The organism is Vogesella mureinivorans, assembly GCF_007644035.1.
Lineage (GTDB): Bacteria > Pseudomonadota > Gammaproteobacteria > Burkholderiales > Chromobacteriaceae > Vogesella > Vogesella mureinivorans.
The window spans coordinates 1-473 of the sequence record NZ_VMTV02000296.1; the positions used below are offsets into that span (position 1 = coordinate 1).

1 protein-coding gene is annotated in these 473 nt (G+C 65.5%); it reads left to right on the forward strand.

From position 1 onward, the window contains the following. Nucleotides 1-218: 218 nt before the first annotated feature. A partial coding sequence (locus tag FLQ44_RS09840; RefSeq protein WP_276607839.1) for a GTP-binding protein occupies nucleotides 219-473 on the forward strand: 255 nt, incomplete at its 3' end.

Sequence of the window (473 nt, forward strand, 5' to 3'; positions counted from 1 at the left end):
ATCGGCCGCAGCCCGGTATAATGCCGCGCCGCGTCAAGCGCCAGTGATGACTGGCCGCGGGCGGCAGGTCGCCGTTTCTCTCCAGCGCGCGTTGTTCCCCCACAACCGTTTGCCCTGGCCGAGTGCCAGCAGCGCAGTGTGCGCGAGACCTGTCCGAACACTTCTTTCCATCCGCGATCCGCGACGCTTGCGTGGCTCGCTTCAGGCCGTGCCCCATGATCCAGAACCTGCGCAACATCGCCATCGTCGCCCATGTCGACCACGGCAAGACCACCCTCGTCGACCAGCTGCTGAAGCAGTCCGGCACCTTCGGCGAGCGCGAGAAAGTCGCCGACCGGGTCATGGACTCGAACGACCTCGAGAAAGAGCGCGGTATCACCATCCTCTCCAAGAACACGGCGATCCGCTGGACGTCGCCGGCCGGCGAGGAGTTCCGGATCAACATCGTCGACACCCCGGGCCATGCCGACTTC